Origin of the sequence: Amaricoccus solimangrovi, from assembly GCF_006385685.1 — a bacterium.
Classification (GTDB): Bacteria; Pseudomonadota; Alphaproteobacteria; order Rhodobacterales; family Rhodobacteraceae; genus Amaricoccus; species Amaricoccus solimangrovi.
In genome coordinates this window covers 33,534-53,041 of record NZ_VFRP01000014.1, presented here as the reverse complement: position 1 = coordinate 53,041, position 19,508 = coordinate 33,534, and the positions used below count along the sequence as shown (strand labels likewise).

Genomic DNA, 19,508 nt, shown 5'->3' with positions numbered 1-19,508 from the left:
CCTCCGGGTTTACTGTATCGTTTCAGATTTGTACCCGCCGCGCGGCTGGGCTATCCTGCGATTCGGCAGGACTGGATGGCGGAGATGGCGGAAGACGGACAGGGCGGCGGACCGAGGCCCGGGGGCGCGAAGGGGCGGCCCACGCTGAGAACGATCGCCTACATGACCGGCCTCGGCGTCACCACGGTGTCGCGCGCGCTCAACGACGCGCCCGACATCGGGCAGGCGACGAAGGAGCGCGTGCGGCTCGTCGCCGGGCAGATCGGCTACCGGCCGAACCGCGCCGGCGTCAGGCTGCGCACCGGCAAGACCAACGTGATCAGCCTCATCCTGTCGGTCGAGACCGAGGTGCTCGGCCTCACGCCCCATCTCGTCCACGGCATCTCGGAGCGGCTCGCCGGCACGCCCTACCATCTGATCGTGACCCCATACGACCCGCGCACCGATCCGCTCGGACCCGTGCGCTACATCGTCGAGACCGGCTCCGCCGACGGCGTGATCTTTTCCCGAATCGAACCGGAGGACCCCCGCGTGCGCTACCTGCGCGAGCGCGGCTTTCCCTTCGCTACCCACGGCCGCACGGCGATGGACATCGTCCACCCCTATTTCGACTTCGACAACGAGCGCTACGCCGAGATCGCCGTCCGGCGGCTCGCCGCGCGCGGCCGCGAGCGTCTGGCCCTGCTGCCGCCGCCGGCGAACCTGACCTACTGCCAGCACATGTCCACCGGCTTCGCCCGCGCGCTGGATCGGCTCGACCTGACCGAGATCCCGATCCGCGAGGTCACGATCGACAGCGCCCACGAGGCGATCGAGGCGGAGGTGGGCCGGATGATGCGCTCGGCCCGCCGGCGCCCGGACGGCTTCGTCTGCGGCTCGGCCAGCGCGGCCATCGCCGTCATCAGCGGCGCCGAGGCCGCCGGGTTCGAGATCGGGCGCGACTTCGACCTCGCGGTGAAGGATTCCTTCCACATGATGGAGAAGTTCCGGCGCCAGACCGTGGTCATCCACGAGGATTTCCGCGCCGCCGGCGCCTTCCTCGCCGACGCCGTCACGCGCACGCTGGCCGGCGTCCCGCCGGGCGAGCTCCAGCGCATCGACGTCCCGCCCGACGCGTGATCCCCGCCCCATCGACTTGGCGCGGGAGCGTGGCATGATGCCCGGCATGGAACCGCCCGCCCCTCACCGCGCCACCGCCTTCCCCGCCGGACGGGAAGGCGGCGGATGAGCCTCGATTTCGTCATCTCCGGCGCGCGGCTGGCGGAGCGGCCGGGGCTCTGGGACATCGCCGTGGGCGCGGGACGCATCCGCGCGATCGCCCGGAAGATCGTGGCGCGCGCGCCCCGCGTCGCGGCGAAGGGCGCGCTCGCCTTCGGCGGGTTCGTCGACTGCCACATCCATCTCGACAAGGCCCTGCTCCTCGACCGCTGCGCGCCGGAGGAGGGCACGCTCGCCGAGGCGGTCCGCCTGACCGCCGCCGCCAAGGCGGAGTTCACCGTCGAGGACGTCGCGGCGCGGGCGGCGGAGGTGGCGCGTCTCGCGGTGCTCCAGGGCACCACCCGGCTCCGGAGCTTCGTCGAACTCGACCCGCGGGTGGGCGACCGCGCCTTCCGGGCGCTGATCGAGGTCAGGGCGGCGATGGCGCCCGCGCTCGACATCGACCTCTGCGCCTTCGCCCAGGAAGGGACGACGCGCGAGCCGGAGACGCTCCGGCTGCTCGCCGCGGCGCTCGACCGGGGCGCCACCTCCGTCGGCGGCTGCCCCTACACCGATCCCGATCCCGCCGCGCATCTGGCGGCGATCTTCGATCTCGCGGTCGCCCACGACGTGCCCGTCGATTTCCATGTCGATTTCGACCTCGAGCCGCGTGGCGCCGCGCTGCCGGAAATCGCGGCGCTGACCCGCCGGCACGGCTGGCAGGGCCGCGTCTCGGTCGGCCATGCGACCAAGCTCTCGGCGATGGGGCCGGAGGAGGTCACCGCGCTCGGCCGGATGCTCGCCGACGCCGGGATCGCCGTCACCGCCCTGCCCGCCACCGATCTCTTCCTGCTCGGACGCGACCGCGACCGGCTGGTGCCGCGCGGCCTCGCCCCGCTGCCCCGGCTCCGGGCGCTCGGCGTCCGGACCGCGGTCGCGAGCAACAACATCCTCAATCCCTTCACCCCCTATGGCGACGCTTCGCTCTGCCGGATGGCGAACCTCTATGCCAATGTCGCGCAGCTCTCGCGCGAGGCCGATCTCGCGGCCGCCTTCGACATGGTGACCAGTGCCCCGGCCGCGCAGCTTGGCGGCGCGCCCTACGGACCGCGGGAGGGCGGGCCGGCCGATATCGTGCTGATCGCCGCGCCGAGCCCGGCGGAGGCCGTCCGCCGCGTCGCCCCGGTCATCCGCGGCTGGAAGGCCGGCCGTCCCACCTTCGAACGTCCCCCGGCCCGCCCGCTCTGGGACGCCGCGGCCCGGTAACCCCGCCCCACCCGGACGGAGCCGCGCGCGACGAGGGGCGGTCCGCGCGAATATGCATTTGCATATCTTCCCCACTTTCTCGGAACAGTCGCGCGGCCGGGCGGTTCGCATCCAGATCCGTCCCGGCAACAGGAGGAACTTCCGGTGGTCCCAGGCTGGCTGCACGCCCTTTCCGTAATCTCGCTCGCGGTGGCCTTCGGCTGCTCCCTCATCATCATCGTCGACGAATGGCGCGATCCGCAGCACATGTGGATCATGAACCTGGTCTGGCCGCTGACGGCGCTCTTCGCGGGGCCGATCGCGCTCGCGGGATATTACACCTATGGCAAGCTCGCCGCGCAGAGCCGCGTCAAGCCCGCGATGGAGCGGGACGAGCCGATGCCGAACAAGAAGCTCACCCCGTTCCCGGCCAAGGTCGGCAAGGGCGCCACGCATTGCGGCGCGGGCTGCGCGCTCGGCGACATGATCGCCGAATGGCTCGCCTTCCTCGTCCCCGCGGTCGCGGTCTGGTTCGGCTGGCACAGCCTCTTCGGCGAGAAGATCTTCGCGGTCTGGATCCTCGACTACATCTTCGCCTTCGGGCTCGGGATCGCCTTCCAGTATTTCACCATCAAGCCGATGCGCGGCCTTTCGGTGAAGGACGGGCTGATCCAGGCGGTCAAGGCCGACGCGCTTTCGCTCACCGCCTGGCAGGTGGGGATGTACGGCTTCATGGCGCTCGCCCATTTCTGGATCTTCGGCCACATCCTCCAGACCCGGCTGGAGGTTCCCACGGTCGAGTTCTGGTTCATGATGCAGCTCGCCATGCTCTGCGGCTTCGCGACCGCCTATCCGGTGAACTGGTGGCTCATCCGCAAGGGGCTGAAGGAGGAGATGTAGCCTCAGACGGCGAAACGCGCGAGTTCGGCCTCCTTCGGCGCCAGGCCAAGGCCGGGCTCGCCATTGTCGCGGAGGAGGCCGGCGGCGAGGCGGGGCGCGCCGTCGAAGAGCATCGCCTCGATCCGGACATGGTCGTGGAACCATTCGAGATGCGCCGCCGCCGGCGCCGCGAGACAGGCATGCAGATGCAGTGCCGGCGCGCAATGCGCGGAGAGCGGCACTTCATGGGCGAGCGCGAGCGCGGCGGCGTCGAGAAAGCCGGTGATCCCGAGGCACCGCGTCGCATCGGCCTGAAGCACGTCCACCGCGCCGGCGCCGAGCAGGTCGCGGAAGGTCCAGGGGGCGAAGGCGTATTCGCCGGTGGTGATCGCCATGCCCGCCGGCGCGCGGTCGCGGAGCAGCCTCAGCCCCGCGAGATCGTTCGACGAGACCGGCTCCTCGAACCAGCGCGCGCAGAACCCGCCCGCGGCCTCGGCGAAGGCGAGCGCGGATTTCCGGTCGAAGGCGCCGTTGGCGTCGATGAAGAGCCCGGTTCCGGCGCCGATGGCCTCCCGCGCGACGCGCATCCGGCGACGATCCTCCCCCGGCTTCCGGCCCACCTTCATCTTGACGGCGAAACATCCCTGCTCCGCCCAGCCGCCCAGCTGCGCGGCGAGGCGGGCGTCGTCATAGGAGGTGAAGCCGCCCGAACCATAGGCGCGGATCTCGCGCCGCGCGCGCCCGACGAGCGCCGCGACCGGCAGGCCGAGCAGCTTTCCCTTGAGGTCCCAGAGCGCGTTGTCGACCGCCGAGATCGCCGTGGCGGCGAGGCCGGTCTGGCCGAGGTTGCGCGTCCGGTCCCGCATCGCCGTCCAGCGCGCGCGGATGTCGAGCGCGTCCTCGCCCCGCAGCGCCTCCGCCAGCTTGTCCTCGATCAGCTTCCCGGCCGAGGCGTCGGAATAGGTATAGCCGAGACCGCGCATGCCGCCGGCCTCGATCTCCGCCAGCACCAGCGTCGTCTCCCGCCATTCGAGCGTGCCGTCCGATTCCGGGGCATCCGTCGGGATCGTGAAGGCGCGCGCGCGAACGCTCCGGATCGGCGCGCGGCTCATGTCGCCGGCCATGGCGGGCGCTCAGGTGAGCACCCGCTTGATCGTCTGCCGCACGATGCCGCCGCTTTCCGGATCGCCCTTGACGAGCGCGGTCGCGTAGGACTTCGCCTGCGACCAGGTGATATGCGGCGGCAGGGTCGGCACGTCGGGATCGACGATCGCGTTGATCAGGCACGGCCGGTCGGCGGCGAGCGCGGCGTCCCAGGCCGCGCCGATCGCGTCGGGCGTGTCGACGGTGATCCCCTTCAGCCCCAGCAACTCGGCGTAGGCGGCGAAATCCATGCGCGGCACGTCCTGCGTCTCCGGCACCCGGGGGCTGTCGGCCATCGCGCGCAACTCCCAGGTCACCTGGTTGAGATCGCCGTTGCTGAGCACGCAGACGACGAGCCGGGGGTCGGACCAGCCGCGCCAGTATTTCGACGCGGTGATGAGATCGGTGATGCCGAGCATCTGCATCGCGCCATCGCCCACGAAGGCGATCGGCACCCGGTCGGGATAGGCGAATTTCGCCGCGAGCGCGTAGGGCAGGCCCGGGCACATCGTGGCGAGCGTGCCCGAGAGCGAGGCCTTCATGCCGCGGCGGATCCGAAGCGCGCGCGCGTACCAGTTGGCCGAGGAGCCGCTGTCGGCGGAGATGATCGCGTTTTCCGGCAGGCGGGAGGAAAGCTCCCAGAACACCCGCTCCGGATTGACCGGATCGGCCTCCTCCATCGCGCGTTTCTCGACGCCCTCCCACCAGTCCGCGACGCGCTTCTCGATATCCTCGCGCCAGTCGCGTTTCTCCTTGCGCTCCAGACGCGGGATCAGCGCGCGCAGGGTCGCCGCGGCGTCGCCGGTCAGCGCGACCTCCATCGGGTAGCGGATCGAGAGCATCGTCGGATCGAGATCGATCTGCACCCCCCGCGCGTCGCCCTCCGCCGGCAGGAATTCCGAATAGGGGAAGCGCGAGCCGATCATCAGCAGCGTGTCGCAATGGCGCATCATCCAGTCCGAAGGCTCGGTTCCGAGAAGCCCGATGGAGCCGGTGACGAAGGGCAGGTCGTCGGGCAGCGCGGCCTTGCCGAGCAGCGCCTTGGCAACGCCGGCGCCGAGGCGTTCGGCCACCTCGATCACCTCGTCCGTCGCTTCGAGCGCGCCGGCGCCGACCAGGATCGCCACCCTGGAGCCCGCGTTCAGAATGGAGGCGGCGCGCTCGATATCCTCCTCGGCCGGCACGACGCGCGGCGTGGAGAAGGCGGCGCTCGAATGCACGGTGCCGTGGGCGCGCGGCGGCTCCTCCACCGCCGGAAGCTCCTGCACGTCGTTCGGAACGATGACGCAGGTCACGGTGCGCTCGGATTTCGCGATCCGGAAGGCACGGTCGATCAGGTGGCGCATCTGCGCGGGCGTGGAACAGGTCTCGACATAGGCGCCGGCGACGTCCTTGAAGAGGGTGCGGAGATCCACCTCCTGCTGATAGCTGCCGCCGAGCGCGGCGCGGGCCTGCTGGCCCACGATCGCCACTACCGGCTGATGGTCGAGCCGGGCGTCGTAGAGCCCGTTCAGCAGATGGATCGCGCCGGGACCCGAGGTCGCGACGCAGACCCCGACCTCGCCGGTGAATTTCGCATGGGCGCAGGCCATGAAGGCCGCGCTTTCCTCGTGCCGCGCCTGGACGAAGTCGATCTTGTCGTCGCGGCCGATCGCGGCGACGAGACCGCCGATCCCGTCGCCCGGGAAGCCGAACACGCGGTCGACGCCCCATTCGGACATGCGCTTGAGAATGAAGTCGCCGACGGTATCCGCCATGATGAGATCTCCGGACAGCGGGCGCTCAGGCCCGGTTTCGGCTCGGCGGGCCGCGTCCCGGCCCTGTGGAGCCCTCCGCCGGGGAAACCGGGGCCTCGCGGGTTTTGTTCCGGGCCGCGCACGGGGGCGTGACCAGCTTTCGGGCAGGAACTCGAAACGAAGCGGCGGGGCGGACGTTGGATCCTCGCCGGTGCCGGAGCGGCGCGACCTCGATACGCCCTGAATACGGAGAGCCAGCCCATGGCATTTTCCACGCGGACACAGCCCAGCGACAGCCACCCCGCCCCCTGCCACGGCTCGCCCCCGGGTCAGACCCGGACCTCCCGGCCCGCGCCCTCCCGCCGCCAGCCGGAGACAGCGCCCGCGACTCTGGTGAGAGCGACCGGCGGGGGGCTCGCCCTGGCCGTGGCGGGGGGCGCCTTGCTCGGCGCCCGGGGCGGACGGCCCTCCCGCGCCGCGAGGCTCGCCGGGCTGGGCGCGGCGCTGCTCGCGGGAAGCGTGCTGGCCGACAGCGCGATGGAGCATTCGCGCGCGAATTTCCGGGAGCGCCGGATGTACGCGGCGCCGCTCGTCGCGGGCGCGACCGTCGCCGCCGGCGTCGCCACCGCGCTGTCCCGGGCGAGCGCGGGGCCGCGCCGCCTCGTCTTCCGGGGCGCGGCGCTCACCGGGCTCGCGGGCACGGTGTTCCATTTCCGGAACATCCTGTCGCGGCCGGGCGGGCTCAGCTTCAACAATCTCTTCTACCGCGCGCCCTTCGGCGCGCCCGGGGCGCTCGTGCTCGCCGGCGGTCTCGGCCTCGGCGCGCTGGCGGCGGAGGAAAGGGAACCGCGCGCCGCGGGGCGCGCGCTCGGGCTTCTGGGCGCGGGCGGGCTCTTCGGACTGACCGCGGAGGTCGGGCTGCTGCATTTCCGGGGCGCGTTCCAGAATCCGGCGATGTACGCCCCGGTCACCGCGGTTCCCGCGACCGGCCTCGCGCTCGCCGCGGCGACGCTGCGCCCGAGCCCGGCGCGGCTCCGGCTCGCCCGGGGCGCGCTCGCGCTCACGAGCGTGCTCGGCCTCGTCGGAACCGGATTTCACGCCTATGGCGTGAGCCGGGGCAACGGCGGCTGGCGCAACTGGACGCAGAACCTGTTCCAGGGGCCGCCGGTCGCGGCGCCGCCGAGCCTCGCCGGGATCGCGCTCGGCGGCTTCGCGGCGCTACGGCTGCTCGCGCCTGGAAGGAGAGGCTGATGGACGAGAAACCCTTCGAAACACCCTATCCCGGCTACGACGTGCTCGCGAAATGGGATGGGCCGTCCTGGAACGACGCGACGCGGCGCGTGGTCGCCGACCGGCTGGAGAACGTGCCGCCCCGGCGGTTCCTCGGCGAGGCGGAATACCGTCTGCTGCGTTCGGTGATCGAGACGATCCTGCCGCAGCCGGAGCGGAGCGAGGCGGCGCGGATCCCGGTCGAGGCCTTCGTCGATGCGATGCTGTGGAACAACGAGGGAAGCGGCACCCGCTACGCCGACGCGCCGCCCCCGCGCGAGGCCTGGCGGCGCGGGCTCGCCGCGATCGCGGCGGAGGCGGAACGGCGGCATGGCCGGTCCTTCGAGACGCTGACGGCGGAGGAGCGCCACGCGCTGCTCGCCGCCATCGACGCGGGCGAGACCGATCCCGCGGCCTGGGAAGGCCTCCACCCGCGGCGTTTCTTCCGCCACGTGCTGCTCAAGGAGGCGGTGAAGATCTATTACGCCCATCCCCTCGCCTGGAACGAGATCGGCTTCGGCGGCCCCGCCGCGCCGCGCGGCTACGTCCGGCTCGGCCCCGACATGCGCGATCCGTGGGAGGCGGAGGAGGTCCGGCCGCCCCAGGCGCTGGAAGGCGCCCCATGAGCGCCGTCGTCTCCGACGCCGAGACCCGGCCCCGCGCGGCGGAGGGCCGCGCTCCCGACGTGTTCCGCCCGGGGGGCTGGGTGCCGATGCGGCGGTATTCCGAGAACGAGCCGGTCGATTTCGCGATCGTCGGCACCGGCTGCGGCGGCTCGGTGCTCGCCGCGCGGCTCGCCGAGGCGGGGCATTCGGTCGTCGCCTTCGACGCGGGAGCCTTCTACCGGCCGCTCGAGGATTTCGCCTCCGACGAGCGGGAGCAGGAAAAGCTCTACTGGCTCGACGAACGGATCTCGGGCGGCGCCGATCCGCTCGAATTCGGCTCCAACAACTCGGGCAAGGCGGTCGGGGGCACCACGGTGCATTTCCAGATGGTCGCGCTGCGCTGGCGCCCCGAATGGTTCAAGGCCCGGAGCCTGCTCGGCTACGGCCATGACTGGCCGGTCGACTGGCGCGAGATGTGGCACTATTACGACCTCGCCGAGGACGCGATGAAGATCGCCGGGCCGGTCCGCTACCCCTGGGGGCCGCCGCGGGGGCGGTATCCCTACCGCGAGCACGAGCTTTCGGCCTCGGCGCTGGTGCTCGCGCGCGGCTGCGAGGCGCTTGGCACCGCCTGGGCGCCGACGCCGACGGCGAGCCTCTCGGCGCCGCGCGGCCTCGCCCATCCCTGCGTCTACCGCGGCTTCTGCAAGATCGGCTGCGCGACCAATGCGAAACAGTCGATGCTGGTGACCTTCGTGCCGCGCGCGCTCGCGGCCGGGGCGGAGATCCGCGACCTCGCGATGGTGGGGCGGATCGAGACCGGGCGCGACGGCCGCGTCACGGGGGTCCGCTATCACCGGAGCGGCGCGTGGCGCCTCCAGAAGGCGCGCGCGGTCATCGTCGCGGGCTATTCGATCGAGACGCCGCGGCTCCTGCTCCATTCCGCCTGCCCGGCCCATCCGGACGGCCTGGCCAATTCGAGCGGGCTCGTCGGGACCAATCTGATGGTCCATTCGAACCACGCGGTCTGGGGCGTGATGGAGGAGGAGATCCGCTGGTACAAGGGGCCGCCCTCGCTCGCGGTCTGCGAACGCTGGAACTACGACGACGACAAGGATTTCGACGGCGGCTACGCCTTCATGAGCCAGGGGCCGCTCCCGACCGATTTCGCCACCGCGCTCGTCTCGAACGAGGGGGTCTTCGGCCACCGGCTGCGGCGGTGGATGGGCCATTACAATCACATGGCGGGGCTCAAGATCGTCGGCGAGACGCAGGCGCGGGACGAGAACCGGGTCGAGCTTTCCGAAGAGACCGACGCGCTCGGCCTGCCGGTGCCGAAGGTCACCTTCGGCTACTGCGACAACGACCGCCGGCTCTTCACCCACGCGCAGCGCTTCATGCGCGCGGTGCTCGACGCCGCGGGCGGCCGCGACCTCTACGAGACCGCCGATACCGCGCATCTGATGGGCGGTTGCCGGATGGGCGTGGATCCGGCGTCGAGCGTCGTGAACGCCGACGGGCGAAGCTGGGACATCGACAATCTCTTCGTCTGCGACGGCTCGCTCTTTCCGACCGGCGGCGGGGTCAACCCGTCGCTGACCATCGTCGCGAATTCCCTGCGCATCGCGGAGCGGATCAAGGCGCTGGCGCGCCGGGGGGAGATCGGCTGAGACGCCTTCTCACCCGCCTCCTGGCTCGTAGATCCGCCCGGTCAGCCAGTCGGGCCAGTCGCGTTCGAAGAAGGATTTCGCATCCTCGTCGAAAGGACGGTTGGGCCGTGTCGTGATCCGGATCGCCCCATCCTCGCGCCGCAGATGGATCTGCTCGCCGCGCTGCGCGGCGCGCTCGGTCCGGAAGCGGTAGTCTTCGAGCGCGCCCGCGCGCCCGCGCGGCACCGCCTCGCCATCTGCGGCGATGATCGCGCGCGCGCCCCGGCTGCCGCCGCCCTGGGCGATGAAGTGATCGAGCGCGGCCAGCACCGCCTCGGAGGCGAGCGCCATCTGCCGCCACTGCAGCGCGCGCGCCGCCTCGGCGGCGCGGCCGGACGCGATGCCCCTCGCCTCGATCTCGGCGTTGAGCGCGCGCGCCTCCGCGAGCGCGGAGGCGACGCCGGGGCCATCGCAGATCATGCCGGCGTGCTCGCTCATCCGGGCCTGCACGCTTTCGCGTATTTTTGGGAGGCCGAGCGGGCTTTCGGGGCGGAGCGTGGCGCGGATCGCGGCGACGCCCTCCTCCGCCGCGGCGGCGATCCCGCCGGCGGCCGGGGCGGCGAGACCGCGCGCCGCGATGTCCTCCGCCGCGCGCGTGCCGAAGACCTGGCCGGCGTTCAGCGCCGCGCCGCCGGGCCGGGTCACGCCATGCGTGCCCGCCGCCTCGCCGACCGCGTAGCAGCCCGCGAGGCTGGTCCGCCCCCAGGTGTCGACCGCGATTCCGCCGTTCATGTGCTGGTTGTTCACCGCGAATTCGAGCGGCTCGGCGGCGATGTCGATCTTGTAGCGGCGGTAGAGTTCGATCGCGAGCGGGTTCATGTGGCGCAGCCGCTCGATCGGCAGCGCCTGGGTCGCCCCCGCCGTCGCGAGATAGCTCCGCGCATCCTCGTCGAGATCATCGAGCCCGAAGGGCGCGCTTCCGGGCACCGGGAGCGGGTTCCGGTTGAAGTCCATGAACACCCGCCGCCCGGCGGAGGTCTCGCGGTGGATCGCCAGATCGACGAGGCTCGAGCCGAAGTCGAGCATCCGCGTCGCGTGGAACGGCCATTGATAGCCCTTGCGGAACACGTTCGAGGCGAGCTCGCGCGTGCTCCGGTAGTAGTCGGCGAGGAAGTGATGCTCCGCGCCGCTCTGGTCGAGCGAGTAGATATGCGGCAGCGCCTGGACATAGGTGCCCGAGAGGTTCCAGGGGAAGCCCTCGCGCCGCGTGCCGATGCCGAACTGGCTCTCGGTCAGGTTCACGAGGTCGATCCCGGCCTCGAGCGCCAGCCCGAGCGAGCCGAAGCAGCCGTTCGGATAGACGCTGTCGCGGTAGAGCTCCCCGGGCCCCCCGGCGGCGAGGACCAGCGCGGCGCACTCCAAGAGGACGAGGCCGAGCGGATTGGCCTCGCTCCGATGCCGGGGGCGGATCGCGAGGATGCCGAGCGCGTGGCGCGCGGCGCCGGATCCGGCGGTCAGGATCCGGACGGCGGTGGTCTGGTTCAGGAGCGGGATGCCGAGCCGGATCGCCTCCTCGGCCAGCACCTTCACCATCAGGCGCGAGGTGCGCGGGCCGCAGCTCGTCGCGCGCCCGACCTCGTCGTGGTCGGTCTGATAGCGGAGTGTGCCGCCGAAACGGTCCTGCGGCAGCGGCAGGCCGAGGTACTGGAGCGAAGCCATCGCCCGCGCCGAGCCCACCGCCTCGACATAGGCCGTGTCGGCGTCCATCGCGCCCCCGGCGCGGATCGCGCGGGCCATCGCCTTCAGGTCGTCGCCGCGATCGGCGGTATTCGCGGTGTGCAGCGTCTGCTTGTCCGATCCCGAGCAGGCTGAGGTACCACCCCATGCGCTCTGGCTCACCACCGCGACGTCGCAGCCGCGCCGCCGGAGCTCCACCGCCGCGCGGAGCCCGGCGGCGCCGCTCCCGACCACGACGCAGCCGTGGCGGTGGACGGGGATGTCCCAGCCGCCGACGCGCATCGTCTCCGTTGCGCCACGCTCGGGCGGCAGCCGGGGCATCTCGACGTCGGTGAGCGCGTCGAGGATGGCTTCGGGGACGTTCACGCTCATCGGACGGTTCCTCTACTGGCTCAGGAAGCGCGCGCGAAGCGGCGCGGGCAGCGGCGCGGCGCGTAGCCGGCCGGTCGCGGCGTCACGCAGCGTCCAGACCCGGGTCTCGAACCCTTCGACGCGGGTCTCGCCGTCCTTCGCAAGCAGGTGGTGGATGTCGAAGCTCGAGTTGCGCGCCTCGACGACGCGGGTGGTGATGGTCACGTCCTCGCCGGTCGCGCAGGGCGCGCTGAAGGTGGCGCGGGTCGCGACCAGCGGCCAGCCGATCGGTCCGAATTCCGCCACGGCGCGCGTCATCGGCCAGCCGGCGGCCTCGATCAGCATCGCGGTGCCGTGATCGAAGAAGGCGAAGAATCGCGGGTTGAAGACGATGCCGGCGGGGTCGCAGTCGCCCCATTCGATCCGGCGGATCAGCGTGTTCGACAGCATTTCCGTCGCTCCATTGCCTGTCACCCCGGCACCCCGAGGCTCGAATGCCGCGCCACCAGTTCGACCGGCGCGCGGCGCATCGGCGGCGGCTGCCGGCCTTCCTCGAGCCAGGCCAGCATCGCCTCGGCGGATTCGCGCCCGAAGCGCGCCACATCGCAGCGCACCGAGGAAAGCCGGGGCCAGGTCAGCGCGCATTCCTCGATGTCGTCGAAGCCGACGAGGCGGAAGTCGGTCCCGACCCGCGTCCCCGCCTCGGCGAAGCCCGCGAGCATCCCGAGCGCCACGAGGTCGGAGAAGCAGATCGCCCCTTCGATCTCCGGATGCCGCGCGCGAAGCGCGAGCGCCATGTCGCGGCCGAAGGCGCGCGATGGCCGGCCGTGGAAGGCCGCCGTATCGAGCCCCGCCTCGGCCATCGCGGCGCGATAGCCCGACATGCGTTCCTCCGTCACCGGCCGGTTCGCGAGCCCGCCGACGAAGGCGATCCGACGCAGCCCCAGCCCCAGCAGATGCTCGGCCGCGAGCCGCCCGCCGGTCGCGTAGTCGAGCGAGGCGAAGGGGAAGACGTCGGTCCGGGGATCGATCCGGCGCAGCACCTGCATCGCGGGAATCCCGGCGCGGCGGATGGTCTCGAGCCCTTCCTCCTCGGGCACGTAGTCGGGCGAGATCAGGAAGCCCGAGACGCCATGCTCGATCATCGAGGCGATGACCTGGGCCTGGATCTCCGGCTTCTCGTCGGTATTGGCGATCACGGTCGCATAGCCGCGCTCGGCGAAGGTCATCTGCGCGCTGGCGGCGAATTCGGTGAAGAACGGGTTGCGCAGGTCGTTGATGACGAGGCCGATCAGGCCGATGTCGCCGCCGCGCAGGTTCGCCGCCGAGCGGTTGTAGACATAGCCGAGATCCCCCATCGCCTGCTCGACCAGTTTGCGCGTCGCGGGCTTCACCAGCGGGCTGTTCTGGAGCACGTTCGAGACGGTGGATTTCGAGACGCCCGCCGCCCTCGCCACGTCCACGATCGTCGGCCTCCTGCTCACGCCGCCCTCCCCGCCCCCCGGTGATCGGCGCGGATCATGTCGGCGGCCTTCTCCGCGATCATGATCGTGGGCGCGTTGGTGTTGGAGGAAACGAGCCGCGGCATGATCGAGGCGTCGACGACGCGGAGCCGTTCGATCCCGTTGAAGCGGAGCCTGGGATCGACCACCGCCGCCGCGTCCGAGCCCATGCGGCAGGTGCCCGCCGGGTGGTGGTCGGTCTTGGCGTGGCGGCAGGCGAAGTCGAAATAGTCCTGGTCGCTCCGCACCCCCGGCCCCGGCAGGCGCTCGGCGAGGACATAGGGTTTCAACGGCTCGCCGCGCATGATCTCCTGCGCGAGCCTGAGCCCGCGGATCGACATTTCCCGGTCGTGCGGATCCTCCCAGTAGTTCGGATCGATGAGCGGCGCCGCGGCCGGATCGGCGGAGGCGAGCCGGATCGTGCCGCGCGAGCGGGGGCGGAGATAGGCGGAGTTGAGCGTGACGCCGCCGTTCGGCATCGCCTCCACCCCCGCCTCGATCCCCGAGCCGAGGCCGAGGTGGAACTGGATGTCGGGCGAGCGCGCGTCCTTCTCCGCGTACCAGAAGCCGCCGGTCTCGAACAGGCTCGACGCCACCGGCCCCGTCTTCGTCAGCAGGTACTGGAGCCCCGCCACCGCCGACCAGTGCGGCTTCGCGTAACGGTCGTAGGTGTGCGGGCCGGTGACCTCCGCGATCACGAAGAGGTCGAGATGGTCCTGGAAGTTCGACCCCACCCCGGGCTGGTCGAACACCGGACGGACTCCCACCTCCGCCAGATGATCCGCCGGGCCGATCCCCGAGAGCATCAGCATCCGGGGCGAGCCGATCGCACCCGACGAGAGGATGACCTCGCTCGCCGCCGTGATCCGCGCGCCGTCCATCATCTCGACGCCGGTGGCCCGCCCGTTCTCCACCAGGATCCGTTTCACCTGCGCGCCGGTCCGCACCGTGAGGTTCTTCCGCGCCCGGTTCGGCGCGAGATAGGCCATCGCCGCCGAGGACCGCCGCGCGTCGCGCTGGGTCAGCTGGTAGTAGCCGACGCCGTCCTGCGTCTCGCCCGCCATGTCGTCGTTGCGCGGGATGCCAAGCTCGGCGGCGGCGGCGAACCAGGCCTCGCAGATCGGCAGCGGCGCGCGCGGTTTCGAGACGCCGAGCGGCCCGCCCTTCCCATGCCAGCGGTTCTCGTGCGTGTCGTTGTCCTCGGCCTTGCGGAAATACGGCAGCACCTCCTCGTAGGACCAGCCGTCGCAGCCCATCTGTCGCCACTCGTCGTAGTCGAGCGCATTGCCGCGGGTGTAGATCTGCGCGTTGATCGCCGAGCCGCCGCCGATCACCTTTCCTTGGGTGAACCGTATCACCATGTCCTTCATGTGCCGCTGCGGCACGGTGGACCAGCCCCACGAGCCGATCCCCTTGGTCATCTTCGCGAAACCCGCCGGCAGGTGGTAGAACGGATGCCGGTCCGTGCCCCCCGCTTCGAGCAGCAGTACCTTCGCAGCCGGATCCTCCGACAGCCGCGCCGCGAGCACGCAGCCGGCCGAGCCGCCGCCGACGATGACGAAATCGTAGCCTTCGCCGCTCATGCCGCGAGATCCTTCGAGATGATGTGATCGCCCACGCGCAGCGCCTGCGCGGCGATGGTGAGCGCGGGATTGACCGCCGCCGAGGTCGGCAGGAAGCTCGCGTCCACCACGAAGAGGTTCGGGTGGTCGTGCGTCCGGCAATAGGTGTCGACCACGCTCGACGCGGGATCCGTCCCCATCTTCGCCGTGCCGCACTGATGCGAGGGCGTGCGGCGGTCGAACGGTTTCGCGAGCACGATCGGGAAACCCGCGCGCCGCAGCAGGGCCTTGAGCTTCGCCACCAGCGCCTCGTGCGCCTCCCAGTTCGAGCGGCGCCAGTCGAAGACGATCCGCTCGCCCTCCACGCTCACGCGGCTGTCGGGATGCGGCAGGTCCTCGCTCATCGCGTAGAAGTCCACCGCGTGGGCGGCGATCCAGTGCGCGACCGGCCGGGGCAGGCCGGCGGCCGCCGCGAGGATCGGCCCGGAGATCTTGCCGAGCAGCTGGATGTTGCCGAGCGGCGCGCCGTCCGGGCCTCCGGTGAGATAGAAGTCATTGACGAGGAAGGTCTTCTGATAGACCGCCCGGTTGCGCCGGAACGGGTGTATCGCCAGCACCGCCGAGCAGTTGTGGTTCATGAAGTTCCGCCCCACCTGATCCGACCGGTTCGCGAGCCCCGAGCGGAGCAGGAGCACCGCCGAATTGACCGCGCCCGCGCTCAGGATGACGAGCCCCGGCGCGAGCCGCTTCGCGACCCCGCCCTGCTCGTACTCCACCGCCACCACGCGCCCCGAGCCGTCCGCGGCGAGCCGCGTCACCCGCGCGCCGGTCTCGAGCGTCACGTTCGGATGGGCGAGCGCCGCCGCGATCCCGACGCTCTCCGCGTCGCATTTCGCGCCCGTCGTGTCGGGGAAGGCGTCCCAGGGCGTCGGTGCGCGCCGGAGCCAGCCCTCGATCTCCACCCCGAGCGGCAGCGGCGAGGGCGTCACCCCGGCGCGCCTCAGCCGCGCGCGCGTGTCGGAGATGTCCGGCTCGTCGGGCACCGGCGGGAAGGGATAGGCGCCCGAATGGCGCGGCTCGGTCGGATCCTGCGCCGCGTCGCCCCGCACGCGGAACATCTGCTCGGCACGCTGATACCACGGCTCGAATTCGTCGTAGCTGACCGGCCAGCCGGGCGTCGTCCCGCCGAGATGGCGCATCGGCCGGAAATCCTCGGCGCGGTAGCGGATCAGCACCGCGCCGTAAAGCTTCGAATTGCCGCCGACGTAGTAGTAATTTCCGGGGTTGAACGCCTCACCCTCCGGCGTGTGCCAGGTCTCCACCGGACGGAAATGCCCGCGCGCGAAGATCGCCGCCTCGTCGCGCGCCTCGGGACAATCCGCGAGCCGCTCGCCCCGTTCGAGGATCACGATCCGCCGCCCGCTCGGCGCCAGCGCCGCGGCCACGGTGGCCCCGCCGATGCCGGAGCCGATGATGACGATGTCCGGCCCGTCCGGCATCACGCGATCCGCGCCTCGGTCCTGGGGTCGAAGGCGACCGCCTTCTCCATGTTGATCGCGAAGGGAAAGACCTGCCCCGGCCGCACGTCGACGTCCGCTCGGAAGCGCCCGGTGACCTCCTTGCCGCCGAGGTGCGCCATCACGAAGGTGTCCGATCCGGCGGGCTCGGTGATCTCCACCGGCACCTCGATCACATGCACCGCCCGGCTGCGGTGGTCCGCGCCATCGCGGTCGGTGATCGCCTCGGGGCGCAGGCCGAGCACGATCTCGCGCCCCGCCTGCGCCTCGAAGCCCCGCCCCTCGGCGAAGGGCAGCGTCACCTCGCCGCCGCTCTTCCTCGCCTTCGCCACCGCCCGCCCGTTCTCGACCGCGATCGTCGCGGGGAAGAGGTTCATCGACGGCGAGCCCATGAAGCCCGCGACGAACATGTTCGCAGGCCGGTCGTAGATCTCCTTCGGCGTGCCGAGCTGCTGGACGTGGCCGCCGAACATCACCGCGATCCGGGTCGAGAGCGTCAGCGCCTCGATCTGGTCGTGAGTCACGTAGACGATCGTGGTCCGGAGCTTCTGGTGCAGCTTCTTGATCTCGGTGCGCATGTCGACGCGGAGCTTCGCGTCGAGGTTCGACAGCGGCTCGTCGAACAGGAACACGTCCGGATCGCGCACCAGCGCGCGTCCCATCGCGACGCGCTGGCGCTGGCCGCCCGAGAGCTGGCCGGGCTTGCGGTCGAGCAGGTGATTGATCTGCAGGAGCTCGGCGACCTGCGCCACCGCCTTGTCGCGCTCCGGCTTCGGCACGCCGTGCATCTCGAGGCCGAAGGCGATGTTCTGCGCCACGTTCATGTTCGGGTAGAGCGCGTAGCTCTGGAACACCATGGCGATGTTGCGCTCGGCGGGCCGCACGCCGTTCATCGAGCGGCCCTTGATCGCGATGTCGCCGGTGGTGATCTCCTCGAGCCCCGCGATCATGTTGAGGAGCGTGGACTTGCCGCAGCCGGAGGGGCCGACGAGCACGAGGAACTCGCCCTCGTCGATCGAGATGTCGGTCTCGTGGAGCACCTTGACGGCGCCGTAGGACTTGGTCGCCCGGTTGATGTCGAGAAAGCCCATGATCTTACCTCTGCGAATCTGATGCCTGTCCGCCCCTCGCGGGGCTCGGAGCGTTCGGTCCTGGAAACGCGCCACCGGCGCGTTCCCTCGCGCAAGCGCGACCGGTCCTCACCCTTTCACGGAGCCTGCCATCAGCCCGCGGACGAAGTACCGCCCGGCGACGATGTAGACGAGGAGGGTGGGAAGGGCGGCCATGATCGCGCCCGCGAAATGCACGTTGTATTCCTTCACGCCCGTCGAGGACTGGACGAGGTTGTTCAAGGCCACCGTCATCGGCTGGCTGTCGAAGTCGGAGAAGGAGGCGCCGAAGAGGAAGTCGTTCCAGATGTTGGTGAACTGCCAGATGACGCAGACCACGGCGATCGGCCCCGAGGAGGGCAGCATGATCCGGCGGAAGATGGTGAAGAACCCGGCTCCGTCGATCTGCGCCGCGCGCACCAGCTCGGTCGGGAACTGCTGGTAGTAGTTCCTGAAGTAGAGCGTCGAGAAGCCGATGCCGTAGACGAGATGGACGAAGATGAGGCCGGGCACGGTGCCCGCGAGCCCGACGAGGCCGAGCATCCGGGCCATCGGGATCAGCACCATCTGGAACGGGATGAAGCAGGCGAAGAGCAGGAGGCCGAAGACCCAGGTGTCGCCCCGGAAGCGCCATTTCGTCAGCACGTAGCCGTTCATCGCGCCGAGCACGGTCGAGATCGCGACGGCGGGGACCACCATCAGGATCGAGTTCAGGAAGAAGGGCCGGAGACCCGTCGCCGCGACGCCGATCTGCGCCGTCGACCAGGCGCTGGCCCAGGGGGAGAGCGTCCAGTCCCGCGGCAGCGCCATCATGCCGCCGGCGGTGATCTCGCTGAGCGGCTTCAGGGAGTTCACCACCATGATGTAGAGCGGCAGCAGGTAGTAGAGGCAGAAGAGCGCGAGGATCAGATAGATGACGATCCGCGCGGCGCCGCCGGTCCTGATCACCTGGGATGAGCCATGGGAGCCGCTGGGCGGCGCCTGCCTGACGGGCTTGATCGCGGCCGCCGAGGCTTCGGCGCTGAGGTCTGTCGCCATCACTTCTTCTCCCTGAGCTCGGAGTAGATGAAGGGCACCATGATCGCGGCGATCGTCATCAGCATGATCACCGCCGAGGCCGCGCCGATGCCCATCTGGTTCCGGGTGAAGGTGTAGGAGTACATGAAGGTCGCGGGCAGTTCGGTCGCCGTGCCGGGACCGCCGCCGGTCAGCGCGATCACGAGGTCGTAGGACTTGATCGCCATGTGGGCGAGCACGACGAAGGCCGACATGAAGGCGGGGCGCAGCTGCGGGATCACGATCCGGCGGTAGAGCGCGAAGGTCGAGGCGCCGTCGATCTGCGCGGCCTTCATCATCTCGGTGTCGATGCCGCGCAGCCCGGCGAGGAACATCGCCATCACGAAGCCGGAGGTCTGCCAGACCGCAGCGATGACGATGGTGTAGATCGCCATCTCGGAATTCTTGATCCAGTCGAAGGTGAAACTCTCCCAGCCCCAGGAGCGCACCACCGCCTGAAGGCCGATGCCGGGGTCGAGGAACCATTTCCAGGCCGTGCCGGTGACGATGAAGGAGAGCGCCATCGGATAGAGGTAGATCGTGCGGATGAACCCCTCGGCGCGGATCTTCTGGTCGAGCAGGATCGCGAGCAGGAGCCCGATCGCGCAGCAGATCACGATGTAGAGCGAGCCGAAGATCGCGAGGTTCTTTACCGCGATGCCCCAGGCCCTGAGCCCGAAGAGCTTCTGGTAGTTCTCCCAGCCCACGAAGCCGAACGAGGGGAGGATGCGGCTGTCGGTGAAGCTGAGGACGAAGGTGAAGAGGATGAAGCCGTAGACGAAGATCAGCACGATCGCGAAGCTCGGGCTGAGCACCAGCCGGGGGAGCGCGTCGCGCAGCCAGTCGCCGCCGCTCCCGCCGCGGCCCGATGTGGTCTGTGCCATGGGGTAGCCTCCGTGGGAGGGGGATGGGAGGGCGGCGCGCCGCCCTCCGGACCGATCAGCGCCCGAT

General features: G+C 70.8%; 16 protein-coding genes. 6 read left to right on the top strand and 10 right to left on the bottom strand.

Features of this window, described 5'->3' with window-relative positions; translation table 11 throughout:
* Positions 1–84: 84 nt before the first annotated feature.
* From FJM51_RS14325 to FJM51_RS14315, 3 genes are all read left to right on the top strand, one after another.
* Positions 85–1,119, top strand: a complete 1,035-nt coding sequence (locus FJM51_RS14325) for a LacI family transcriptional regulator (protein ID WP_140454819.1) — start codon at positions 85–87, stop codon at positions 1,117–1,119.
* A 105-nt stretch (positions 1,120–1,224) separates the two neighbouring features.
* Positions 1,225–2,463: an amidohydrolase family protein gene (locus FJM51_RS14320; RefSeq protein WP_140454818.1), complete on the top strand. Its 1,239-nt coding sequence runs from the start codon at positions 1,225–1,227 to the stop codon at positions 2,461–2,463.
* Positions 2,464–2,607: 144 nt separating this feature from the next.
* Positions 2,608–3,342, top strand: a complete 735-nt coding sequence (locus FJM51_RS14315) for a DUF4396 domain-containing protein (RefSeq protein WP_140454817.1) — start codon at positions 2,608–2,610, stop codon at positions 3,340–3,342.
* Between the two features lie 2 nt (positions 3,343–3,344).
* On the opposite strand, the gene FJM51_RS14310 is transcribed toward FJM51_RS14315, so the two are convergent.
* Both FJM51_RS14310 and FJM51_RS14305 read right to left on the bottom strand, forming a co-directional pair.
* Complete coding sequence (locus FJM51_RS14310) at positions 3,345–4,445, bottom strand: enolase C-terminal domain-like protein (protein WP_210240292.1); 1,101 nt, start codon at positions 4,443–4,445, stop codon at positions 3,345–3,347.
* A gap of 9 nt (positions 4,446–4,454) precedes the next feature.
* Positions 4,455–6,221, bottom strand: coding sequence for a thiamine pyrophosphate-requiring protein (locus FJM51_RS14305; RefSeq protein ID WP_140454816.1), 1,767 nt, complete (start codon positions 6,219–6,221; stop codon positions 4,455–4,457).
* Positions 6,222–6,461: 240 nt separating this feature from the next.
* On the opposite strand from FJM51_RS14305, the gene FJM51_RS14300 reads away from it, so the two are divergent.
* The 3 genes from FJM51_RS14300 to FJM51_RS14290 are packed head-to-tail and all read left to right on the top strand — an operon-like array spanning position 6,462 to position 9,744.
* Positions 6,462–7,451, top strand: a complete 990-nt coding sequence (locus FJM51_RS14300; protein WP_210240291.1) for a hypothetical protein — start codon at positions 6,462–6,464, stop codon at positions 7,449–7,451.
* The gene (locus FJM51_RS14295; protein ID WP_140454815.1) at positions 7,451–8,095 is read left to right on the top strand and encodes a gluconate 2-dehydrogenase subunit 3 family protein; all 645 of its coding nucleotides are present in this window, start codon (positions 7,451–7,453) and stop codon (positions 8,093–8,095) included. Before FJM51_RS14300 ends, FJM51_RS14295 begins: the two co-directional genes overlap by 1 nt.
* Complete coding sequence (locus FJM51_RS14290; RefSeq protein WP_140454814.1) at positions 8,092–9,744, top strand: GMC family oxidoreductase; 1,653 nt, start codon at positions 8,092–8,094, stop codon at positions 9,742–9,744. Before FJM51_RS14295 ends, FJM51_RS14290 begins: the two co-directional genes overlap by 4 nt.
* A 9-nt stretch (positions 9,745–9,753) precedes the next feature.
* Here the strand turns inward: FJM51_RS14290 and FJM51_RS14285 are convergent, their stop codons facing one another.
* The 8 genes from FJM51_RS14285 to FJM51_RS14250 form a co-directional block, all read right to left on the bottom strand.
* Positions 9,754–11,832: an FAD-dependent oxidoreductase gene (locus tag FJM51_RS14285; RefSeq protein ID WP_140454813.1), complete on the bottom strand. Its 2,079-nt coding sequence runs from the start codon at positions 11,830–11,832 to the stop codon at positions 9,754–9,756.
* Between the two features lie 12 nt (positions 11,833–11,844).
* Positions 11,845–12,261, bottom strand: coding sequence for an acyl-CoA thioesterase (locus tag FJM51_RS14280; RefSeq protein WP_140454812.1), 417 nt, complete (start codon positions 12,259–12,261; stop codon positions 11,845–11,847).
* Between the two features lie 20 nt (positions 12,262–12,281).
* On the bottom strand, positions 12,282–13,295 hold the full coding sequence (locus FJM51_RS14275) for a LacI family DNA-binding transcriptional regulator (protein ID WP_140454811.1): 1,014 nt from the start codon (positions 13,293–13,295) through the stop codon (positions 12,282–12,284).
* Complete coding sequence (locus FJM51_RS14270; protein WP_140454810.1) at positions 13,292–14,896, bottom strand: GMC family oxidoreductase; 1,605 nt, start codon at positions 14,894–14,896, stop codon at positions 13,292–13,294. The genes FJM51_RS14275 and FJM51_RS14270 overlap by 4 nt, the downstream gene beginning before the upstream one ends.
* The gene (locus tag FJM51_RS14265; protein WP_140454809.1) at positions 14,893–16,374 is read right to left on the bottom strand and encodes an FAD-dependent oxidoreductase; all 1,482 of its coding nucleotides are present in this window, start codon (positions 16,372–16,374) and stop codon (positions 14,893–14,895) included. Before FJM51_RS14265 ends, FJM51_RS14270 begins: the two co-directional genes overlap by 4 nt.
* On the bottom strand, positions 16,374–17,483 hold the full coding sequence (locus FJM51_RS14260) for an ABC transporter ATP-binding protein (protein ID WP_140454808.1): 1,110 nt from the start codon (positions 17,481–17,483) through the stop codon (positions 16,374–16,376). Before FJM51_RS14260 ends, FJM51_RS14265 begins: the two co-directional genes overlap by 1 nt.
* A gap of 108 nt (positions 17,484–17,591) precedes the next feature.
* A complete protein-coding gene (locus FJM51_RS14255; RefSeq protein WP_140454807.1) occupies positions 17,592–18,539 on the bottom strand; it encodes a carbohydrate ABC transporter permease in 948 nt (315 codons plus the stop codon).
* Positions 18,539–19,441 carry a carbohydrate ABC transporter permease gene (locus tag FJM51_RS14250; protein WP_140454806.1) on the bottom strand — a complete coding sequence of 301 codons (903 nt, stop codon included), beginning with the start codon at positions 19,439–19,441 and terminating at the stop codon, positions 18,539–18,541. The genes FJM51_RS14255 and FJM51_RS14250 overlap by 1 nt, the downstream gene beginning before the upstream one ends.
* Positions 19,442–19,508 lie beyond the last annotated feature (67 nt).

What these genes read in the sequence shown, in the direction of transcription:
- FJM51_RS14325 (WP_140454819.1), top strand. Translation starts at nt 85, where the DNA reads ATGGCGGAAGACGGACAGGGCGGCGGACCGAGGCCCGGGGGCGCGAAG.
- FJM51_RS14320 (WP_140454818.1), top strand. Translation starts at nt 1,225, where the DNA reads ATGAGCCTCGATTTCGTCATCTCCGGCGCGCGGCTGGCGGAGCGGCCG.
- FJM51_RS14310 (WP_210240292.1), bottom strand. Translation starts at nt 4,445, where the DNA reads ATGGCCGGCGACATGAGCCGCGCGCCGATCCGGAGCGTTCGCGCGCGC.
- FJM51_RS14305 (WP_140454816.1), bottom strand. Translation starts at nt 6,221, where the DNA reads ATGGCGGATACCGTCGGCGACTTCATTCTCAAGCGCATGTCCGAATGG.
- FJM51_RS14300 (WP_210240291.1), top strand. Translation starts at nt 6,462, where the DNA reads ATGGCATTTTCCACGCGGACACAGCCCAGCGACAGCCACCCCGCCCCC.
- FJM51_RS14295 (WP_140454815.1), top strand. Translation starts at nt 7,451, where the DNA reads ATGGACGAGAAACCCTTCGAAACACCCTATCCCGGCTACGACGTGCTC.
- FJM51_RS14290 (WP_140454814.1), top strand. Translation starts at nt 8,092, where the DNA reads ATGAGCGCCGTCGTCTCCGACGCCGAGACCCGGCCCCGCGCGGCGGAG.
- FJM51_RS14285 (WP_140454813.1), bottom strand. Translation starts at nt 11,832, where the DNA reads ATGAGCGTGAACGTCCCCGAAGCCATCCTCGACGCGCTCACCGACGTC.
- FJM51_RS14280 (WP_140454812.1), bottom strand. Translation starts at nt 12,261, where the DNA reads ATGCTGTCGAACACGCTGATCCGCCGGATCGAATGGGGCGACTGCGAC.
- FJM51_RS14270 (WP_140454810.1), bottom strand. Translation starts at nt 14,896, where the DNA reads ATGAGCGGCGAAGGCTACGATTTCGTCATCGTCGGCGGCGGCTCGGCC.
- FJM51_RS14265 (WP_140454809.1), bottom strand. Translation starts at nt 16,374, where the DNA reads ATGCCGGACGGGCCGGACATCGTCATCATCGGCTCCGGCATCGGCGGG.
- FJM51_RS14260 (WP_140454808.1), bottom strand. Translation starts at nt 17,483, where the DNA reads ATGGGCTTTCTCGACATCAACCGGGCGACCAAGTCCTACGGCGCCGTC.
- FJM51_RS14255 (WP_140454807.1), bottom strand. Translation starts at nt 18,539, where the DNA reads ATGGCGACAGACCTCAGCGCCGAAGCCTCGGCGGCCGCGATCAAGCCC.
- FJM51_RS14250 (WP_140454806.1), bottom strand. Translation starts at nt 19,441, where the DNA reads ATGGCACAGACCACATCGGGCCGCGGCGGGAGCGGCGGCGACTGGCTG.